The organism is Pseudomonas kitaguniensis, assembly GCF_009296165.1.
Lineage (GTDB): Bacteria > Pseudomonadota > Gammaproteobacteria > Pseudomonadales > Pseudomonadaceae > Aquipseudomonas > Aquipseudomonas kitaguniensis.
In genome coordinates this window covers 1-6,764 of sequence record NZ_VUAZ01000136.1, presented here as the reverse complement: position 1 = coordinate 6,764, position 6,764 = coordinate 1, and the positions used below count along the sequence as shown (strand labels likewise).

At 60.7% G+C, this 6,764-nt stretch carries 7 protein-coding genes and 2 pseudogenes; 2 read left to right on the top strand and 7 right to left on the bottom strand.

Going from position 1 to position 6,764, the window contains the following annotated elements:
- Positions 1–181: 181 nt before the first annotated feature.
- From F0169_RS21900 to F0169_RS27460, 7 genes and pseudogenes are all read right to left on the bottom strand, one after another.
- Positions 182–2,622 (bottom strand): annotated as a pseudogene (locus tag F0169_RS21900) (penicillin acylase family protein).
- A gap of 165 nt (positions 2,623–2,787) precedes the next feature.
- Positions 2,788–3,432, bottom strand: coding sequence for a glutathione S-transferase N-terminal domain-containing protein (locus F0169_RS21895; RefSeq protein ID WP_122250980.1), 645 nt, complete (start codon positions 3,430–3,432; stop codon positions 2,788–2,790).
- Between the two features lie 181 nt (positions 3,433–3,613).
- Positions 3,614–3,823 (bottom strand): SEC-C metal-binding domain-containing protein, encoded by a 210-nt coding sequence (locus F0169_RS21890; protein WP_065890089.1) that lies wholly within the window; start codon positions 3,821–3,823, stop codon positions 3,614–3,616.
- Positions 3,820–4,302 (bottom strand): LEA/WHy family protein, encoded by a 483-nt coding sequence (locus F0169_RS21885; protein ID WP_058412382.1) that lies wholly within the window; start codon positions 4,300–4,302, stop codon positions 3,820–3,822. The genes F0169_RS21890 and F0169_RS21885 overlap by 4 nt, the downstream gene beginning before the upstream one ends.
- A gap of 21 nt (positions 4,303–4,323) precedes the next feature.
- On the bottom strand, positions 4,324–4,794 hold the full coding sequence (locus F0169_RS21880) for a YchJ family protein (protein ID WP_058412381.1): 471 nt from the start codon (positions 4,792–4,794) through the stop codon (positions 4,324–4,326).
- A gap of 4 nt (positions 4,795–4,798) precedes the next feature.
- Positions 4,799–5,296, bottom strand: a complete 498-nt coding sequence (locus F0169_RS21875; protein WP_152747597.1) for a DUF6231 family protein — start codon at positions 5,294–5,296, stop codon at positions 4,799–4,801.
- Positions 5,297–5,481: 185 nt separating this feature from the next.
- Entirely contained in the window at positions 5,482–5,622 is a 141-nt protein-coding gene (locus F0169_RS27460) for a hypothetical protein (RefSeq protein ID WP_172979513.1), read from the bottom strand.
- Positions 5,623–5,692: 70 nt separating this feature from the next.
- On the opposite strand from F0169_RS27460, the gene F0169_RS21870 reads away from it, so the two are divergent.
- Positions 5,693–5,986 (top strand): DUF1145 domain-containing protein, encoded by a 294-nt coding sequence (locus F0169_RS21870; RefSeq protein ID WP_152747596.1) that lies wholly within the window; start codon positions 5,693–5,695, stop codon positions 5,984–5,986.
- Positions 5,979–6,736, top strand: a pseudogene (locus F0169_RS21865) (collagen-like protein). The gene F0169_RS21870 and the pseudogene F0169_RS21865 overlap by 8 nt, the downstream one beginning before the upstream one ends.
- Positions 6,737–6,764: the final 28 nt, after the last annotated feature.

Here is a 6,764-nt window from a genome sequence, read left to right as displayed (position 1 = left end):
GGGCTTGCTCGCGATGGCATCGATCCGGTACGCCTGATTTACCGAGGCGCCTGCATCGCGAGCAAGCCCGCTCCCACACAAGCCCGCTCCCACACAAGCACACCGTTGACCGGGTTCGGCTTGTGACTTTGATTTGAGAAGCGCCGCGTTTCCCCACTAACCGATAGGCGCTAATGCCCGTCTATTTGCCGGGCGTCAGCGTCAAGCGCGTCTTGCCATACGCCTTGTCAAAGTTTAGCGGCTGCATCGGGAAGCTCAGGTATTGCGCCTTGAGCGACGGGTCGATGCCATCGGCATAGTTCGCACTCGCCGGGTTGCCGGACTGGCCGGTGCCACCTTGGCCCATCATCGGTTCGGCTTGGCCGAAGTCGACGATCATGCGCAGCGCCGGCACTTGGGTGGTGTCGAAACTTTGCCCCCAGCTATACGGTGCCGGGTTCAGTGTGTTGTGGTCGCCGCCACTGGCGAATGGGCCTCGGATGACCTGGCCGTTGATGTTCTTCCACGTGGTGCTGTGCAGTTTGCCCCACTGCCAGGCCTTGTGATCGCCGCCCAGTTGGCTGTCGCCGGCGCTGATCGCGGCGGCGAGGCTGCGCGCGAGGATCGCGGGTTTGTCTTCCTTTTGTGCGGTGCGCACGTCGTCCCAGAACGGGCTGTCTTCACGGCCCAGCAAGTGGTCGGCGTTCGCCGAGTACGACAGGTTGGCGTTGCTGACAAAGGCTTTCCAGCTGGCGCTGTTTTCCGGGCGAGCTCGTCGAGGAAGATCTGCCGGGTGCTTTCCTGCAGGAACAGTTCATAGATTGCCGCGTCGGCGGAGGTCGCTACGAGGCGACCGTCGAAAGCCATCAGGCGGCTCAGTGCTTCGCGTGCCTTGGCTTGGTCGGCCGCCGGCAATGCGTCAATCGCCTGTTTCAGCGGCTGGGCCATGCCTGGCGCCTGGAACATGCTCTTGAGCTTGGCGGCAAACGTGGTGGTTTGGTCGTACTGCATGGCGATCATGCTGCGCGTGTCATGCTTGCCGGCGTTGGCCAGTTGCGCCAGGCGCTCGCTGCGCTCCGGGGCATCCCAGGAGTTCGACAATTGCATGCCATAGCCGCGCGGCGCGGTGCGCTGGTTGGCGGTGCCGATCCAGCCTTGGGCCGGGTCCTGATCGTACGGGTGCAGCATCGCGTCGGCGTAACCGTCCCAGTCAAAGCGCGCATCCCAGCCCGGCGAGGGCAGCAAACCTTCGCCTTCGCGGCGGTTGGGGAAACGGCCGGTGACTTGCCAGCCGATGTTGCTGGCGTCGGCGAAGATCATGTTCAACGCGATGGCGCGGATCTCACGCGTTGCGTCCGAGGCCTTGGCGGCAGTTTGCGCGCGCGACAGGTCAAAAAACGCGTCCAGGCTCTTGTCGTCTTTGAAGTCGGCGGTTTGCAGGGCCAGGCCCAAACCTGTGGTCAACGCCTGGCTGCTGTTGAGCAGGGCGCCGTGGCGCGTTTCGTAGACCACTTCGCGCAGTGGCCGCTGGCCTTTGACCAGGTAGGTTTCGTTACGCACGAGCGCCGGTAGCCACTTGCCGTTGTTCTCGTAATACAGCGCGCTGCCTTGGCGTTTGACCTTCTCCAGGAACAGGTCCTGAGTGTCGCCCTTGACCGAACTCATACTCCACGCGACTTTGCCGTTGAAACCCGACAACAGCGTCGGCAGGCCGGCAATCGAGGCGCCAACTGCCTGGTATTTGGGCGCGCGAATCTGCACGTAGCTCCACGGCGACGGCGCTTGCGGCTGGGCCGCGAGGTCGCCGGCCAGCAGGCTTTTACCGCTGCGGCTGCGTTGCGGGCCGATGGCCCAGTTGCTGGAAGTGGTCACCGCCAACGCGTTGAGGCTGGTTAATTGCTGGCTGACCGTGTCCAGCCCGGCCAGGCCGGTGATCTGGCTGAGGTTGACGCCTTTGAGCTTGTCGGTTTCGGCCATCGGCACCGCTTCATCCGGTGCGCTTGGGGTGAGCCAGGCGAGCTTGTCGATGCCGACTTTTTGCGCCAGCACCAGCGACGACAGTTCTTCCTGCAGGTTGCTCGATTCGCTGAAATTCAGCAGGCAGAACAACAACGCGGAATCTTCCGGCTTCCAGTATTCGGGCTTGTAGCCGCTTTGGGCGAGGTCCGCCGGCAGCTTGTCGCGGTAGCGGAACAGGTAGGCGTTGACGCCACGCGCATACACTTCGAAGAAGCGCTTGAGGCGCGGCGACGAGGCGTTATACAGCTCGCTGGCGCTTTTTTTCAGGTTGACCGCGCGCATGAACCGGTCGACATCCAGCACTTGCGAGCCAGACATTTCCGCCAGACGGCCCTGAGCCAGCAGGCGCAAGGTGACCATCTGGGTGATGCGGTCGCTGGCGTGCACATAGCCGAGGCTGAACAGCGCGTCATGGAAGGTGTTGCTTTCGATCAGCGGCATGCCTTGGGCATTGCGGCGCACCGAAACATTCTGCGCCAAGCCTTTGATCGGCTGCACGCCGGCAACCGGCGGCAGGGTGTCCTGGGTGCTCTGGAGCTGGCAACCGGCCAGGCTTAATGCACTGGCCACTGCCGCGGCAACGCCGAATCGGGGAAGAAAATGTGAGAGGGCTGGCGAGGCCATGGCAAAGCTCCTGCGGGGGGTAGCGTCATTAAAGGCGCTACGTTAGTGAGCGCGGCGAAGCGACGCAAGCAGGAGTTTAGGTTAAGCGTGAGATCTTGAGTCTGGGGCCGCGCAATGTGGGAGTCAGCATGCACGCTCCCACATTGCATCGAGTGAATGTTGCGCTCAGGCCTTGGGCGGGTTGACCTTCTGCACCAGTTCATACGCGCGAACAGTCGCCGGCCGTTGCTGGATACTGTTGAACCAACGGTGCACGTGCGGGAAGTCCTCAAGGCGCTGGCCCTGCCATTTGTGCGACACAATCCATGGGTAGATGGCCATGTCGGCAATGCTGTAGTCCTCACCGGCCACGAATGCTCGATCCGCCAGGCGGCGGTCCAATACGCCGTAAAGACGCGCGGTTTCCTCGACATAGCGCTTGATCGCGTAGGGGATTTTTTCCGGCGCGAACTGGCTGAAGTGATGGTTTTGCCCGGCCATTGGCCCCAGCCCGCCCATTTGCCAGAACAGCCATTGCAGCGCTTCCTGGCGACCGCGCAGGTCTTTTGGAATGAATTGGCCGGTTTTTTCCGCGAGGTACAACAGGATGGCGCCGGACTCGAACAGCGAAATCGGCGCGCCGCCGTCGCTCGGTTGCTGATCGACGATGGCCGGGATGCGGTTATTCGGAGCTATCTTCAAAAAGTCCGGTTTGAACTGGTCGCCCTGGCCGATGTTGACGGGGTGCACCGTGTAGGGCAGACCGGCTTCTTCCAGGAACAGCGATACTTTGTGCCCGTTGGGCGTTGTCCAGTAGTACAGGTCAATCATGCCGCTCTCCAAATAAGCCAATGCCTATAGGATTAGGTGATGCTGGCGGCACGAAAATTCAATCAAATATTTGCGTCTAACCTTAGACGCCTTTCACCGGCAATTAAATGTGGAAGGGAGCCAGTTGAACCGCCCCTCCCACCATTAGATCTTCAGCGTGACGCCCGCATCGGGGAGTAATTTACGCCCCGTGGCACTTCTTGAATTTTTTCTCGCTGCCGCAGGGGCAAGGATCGTTGCGGCCAACATCCTTCAACGCGTTGCGCACCGGCTCCTGGTGAGCGTGGCCGCAGTTCGGACCGTGGACATGGCCGTGGTCGTGATCATGGTGATCATGGTGATCATGATCGTGATTGCAGTCAGGACCATGCACATGGGGTTGCTGAGTCATCGATGTCGCTCCGGAATAAAATCGCCGGGGATTATCTCGCCATTGTGAGCCACCTGCACGTCATAACCGATGAATAATCCGGTTTTCAACTCGCCCTCCAGGCGATAGGGCACCGGCTTGCTCGGATTTTTCAGCATCTGCACCACGTCACGTATCTGCGGCCAGAGGTTAGTGCGCACCGACACCCTGAAAAAAGCGTGACCGCGCGGCGGTACGGTCAACCATTCGTTGGACTCGCCTTCGGTCAGCACAAAGTCGCCCAGGCTGACTTTGTAGATCAGGCCGCGCACCGTGAGGTCTTCGTCGTTGCGGTTGTCCACGCGAAAGTACAGCTTGAACTTCTGTTCGAGCAATTTGGCGCGCACCACTTCGACTTTCACCAACGCGACGTGAGGCGGCGGCGAATCGTCTTCAAACCACGAGGCGCAGCCGGTCAAGCTCAGGGCCAACGCCAGCATCAAGCTGTAAATCCGGAGCATGGCGTTATCCCTGTGAGGTCATTAGAGGTAGGCGGAACAGCACTTCTTGAATTTCTGCTGGCTGCCACACAAACATACATCATTGCGCCCGACCTTCACCTCCACCGTTGGGTCGATGAAGTACCAGCGCCCGTCATGCTGTACGAAAGACGACTGTTCACGGTGGCTGTGTTCACCGGTGCTGTCATGCCAGCGCACGGTAAAGGTCACAAAGGCATGCTCCGGTTGGCCGCCAAACACTTCGGAGCTTTCCACCTCAAGCCCGAGCCAGGTGCTTTGCGCGCTCCAGGCGCTGATGGCGTTGCGGTCCAGGCCGGCCTGTTGTGCAGGCAGCGTGGTCGCCACCAGGTAATCCACCTGGCCCAGTACATAGGCGCTGTAGCGCGAGCGCATCAGCGCCGTGGCGCAGGGCGCCGGGTGGCCGGCGTGATAATGGCCGCAGCAGGCATCCAGCAGGTTGCCACTGCCGCAGGGGCAAATGGATGTACTCATCGGGTTACCACCAATACTTTCCGAAGTTTTCCGGGTTGGCCCAGAAGCGCGCATTGAGCCAATCCGGCACCTGTTTATAGTCAAGCAGATCATAGGTAAACAGCGTCAGAACCTGATCATCGCGTTGGAAGCGCTCGCCGGCTTGCAGGGCCAGGGAGAAAAAGTCGGTTTCCTGCCAGCCACACGCGCTCAAGTCCACCAGCACGGCAATGCGGCTGGCATTCAGGTTGCGAATGCCGCCGAGCAAGGTCAGGCCCTGTGGTTTTGACAGGTGTTCCAGGCAGTCGACCACCAGCGCCAAGTCAAAACGCTGCGCCGCCAATGACGCAGGCAACGGCCCGGGCGGGGCGATGGACACTTGGGTGTCCGGGTGCTCGGCCTGGAATGCCTCAAGCGCCGGAAACTGGCTGGCACCCAATAACAACAGACGATTGGGCCGGTGCAAAGCCAGCAACGCGGCCAACGCTTGCTGTGGCGTACGGGAAGAAATACCAGCGCTCATCAGAGATCCTCACATCATGACCCTAGAGACTAGCGCGGCTGAGCGTGCGGGCCTAGAGCGCGCGACGCTGAAAAAACTTGCGAAGGCGACGATCGTCAATAAAACCGGGGGGCGGCTGACTGGCGCGGATGAAAAGAGCCGTGTTTAATCCACCCGTCGGTCCCCGCCGATCCTCCCAAGAGAAATCAGATGAGCATCATGCGTACAGCGCTACCCTTGATGGTATTTGCCCCTGGGGTTGCCACAGGGGTATTGCTGGCGAGCCGCGCCAACTGTCCCTTCATCCCTTCATCCCCTTCATCAAGCCCTTCATCAAGTTTTTTCAAGCTTCACTGGCAAATGGCCTGTAGAAGTCGGTACTGTGCGCCCAAAGAATAATAGGCGGGGGCATGCACGATGAAGGTGTTTTGGGGGCTGGGAAAATTTCTCACGTTGCTGTTCTGGGTCGTGGTGGTCGTCAATCTGTTCCGGCCACTGGCCAATCCGTTTCACCTGTTGGTCAACCTGGCCGGCAGTCTGTTGCTCCTTACCCACTTATTAGAGTTATTGTTGTTCAACAGTAGCTTGAAACACCGTGCACACCCTTGGCGTGACCGCTGGCAGATTCTGCTGGTGGGGATGTTCCATGTGCGCAGCCTGTCGATGTCTGTAGCGGTTAATCAAATGAACAAGGACGCCAATCATGCGTAAGGTTTTTCTGTTGGCCCTGTTGGTCAGCCCCATTGCCCTGGCTCAGAGCGTCAGTGTTGAAACCAATTCGTTGATGCGTCTGCCCAGCAGCACCAGTGTGTTGCAACTGGAACGCCTGGATGTAGCCGATTACGGCACGTTGTTGGTGCCGGCAACGATCAGCCAGGTCAGCATCGACGAGCTGCACTTGGGGCGTGAAGCGCGTATCGCCATCGCCCCCGGCAATACCGGGCTGCAACTGCAGGTGCGCAACGCGCAGTTGGACCATGGCAGCCAGATTACCTCGCGCGGGCGCCCGGCACGCATGAAAAACCCGCCAGGGCGGGGCGTGATTTGACGTTGCGGATTAATGCGCTGACCGCCGAAGAGTTGTCGGTGGATGCGCGCGGCGGTGCGGGTGCGCAAGGTTATGCCGGGCTGGATGGCGCGAATGGTGAGGACCCGGGGTGTACGTGGGGTTCGGCTGGGCGCGGGGCCAATGGCGATAACGGCGGCGACGGGCTGCCGGGCGCGGCCGGTGCGCAGGTGCGGGTTGAGCTGCCGCAGAGTTTCCCGGCCGAGAACATCAAGGTTTGGGTTGACGGTGGCGCCGGTGGTTTGGCGGGTACGGCTGGCAAGCCGGGTAGAGGCGGGCAGTCCAAGGGTTGCCTGGTTTACCGGGCTGATGGCGGTGATAAGGGCCGGCCAGGTTTGGAAGGCCAGCCAGGCGTAGCGGGGCCGGCTGGGTCTGTGACTGTGCAGAGGCTTTAAGCGCATTTGTGGCAGCGGGCTTGCTCGC

Coding starts and splice junctions, on each gene's coding strand:
- F0169_RS21890 (WP_065890089.1), bottom strand. CDS start 3,823: ATGACTCAGCAACCCCATGTGCATGGTCCTGACTGCAATCACGATCAT.
- F0169_RS21885 (WP_058412382.1), bottom strand. CDS start 4,302: ATGCTCCGGATTTACAGCTTGATGCTGGCGTTGGCCCTGAGCTTGACC.
- F0169_RS21880 (WP_058412381.1), bottom strand. CDS start 4,794: ATGAGTACATCCATTTGCCCCTGCGGCAGTGGCAACCTGCTGGATGCC.
- F0169_RS21895 (WP_122250980.1), bottom strand. CDS start 3,432: ATGATTGACCTGTACTACTGGACAACGCCCAACGGGCACAAAGTATCG.
- F0169_RS21870 (WP_152747596.1), top strand. CDS start 5,693: ATGAAGGTGTTTTGGGGGCTGGGAAAATTTCTCACGTTGCTGTTCTGG.
- F0169_RS21875 (WP_152747597.1), bottom strand. CDS start 5,296: ATGAGCGCTGGTATTTCTTCCCGTACGCCACAGCAAGCGTTGGCCGCG.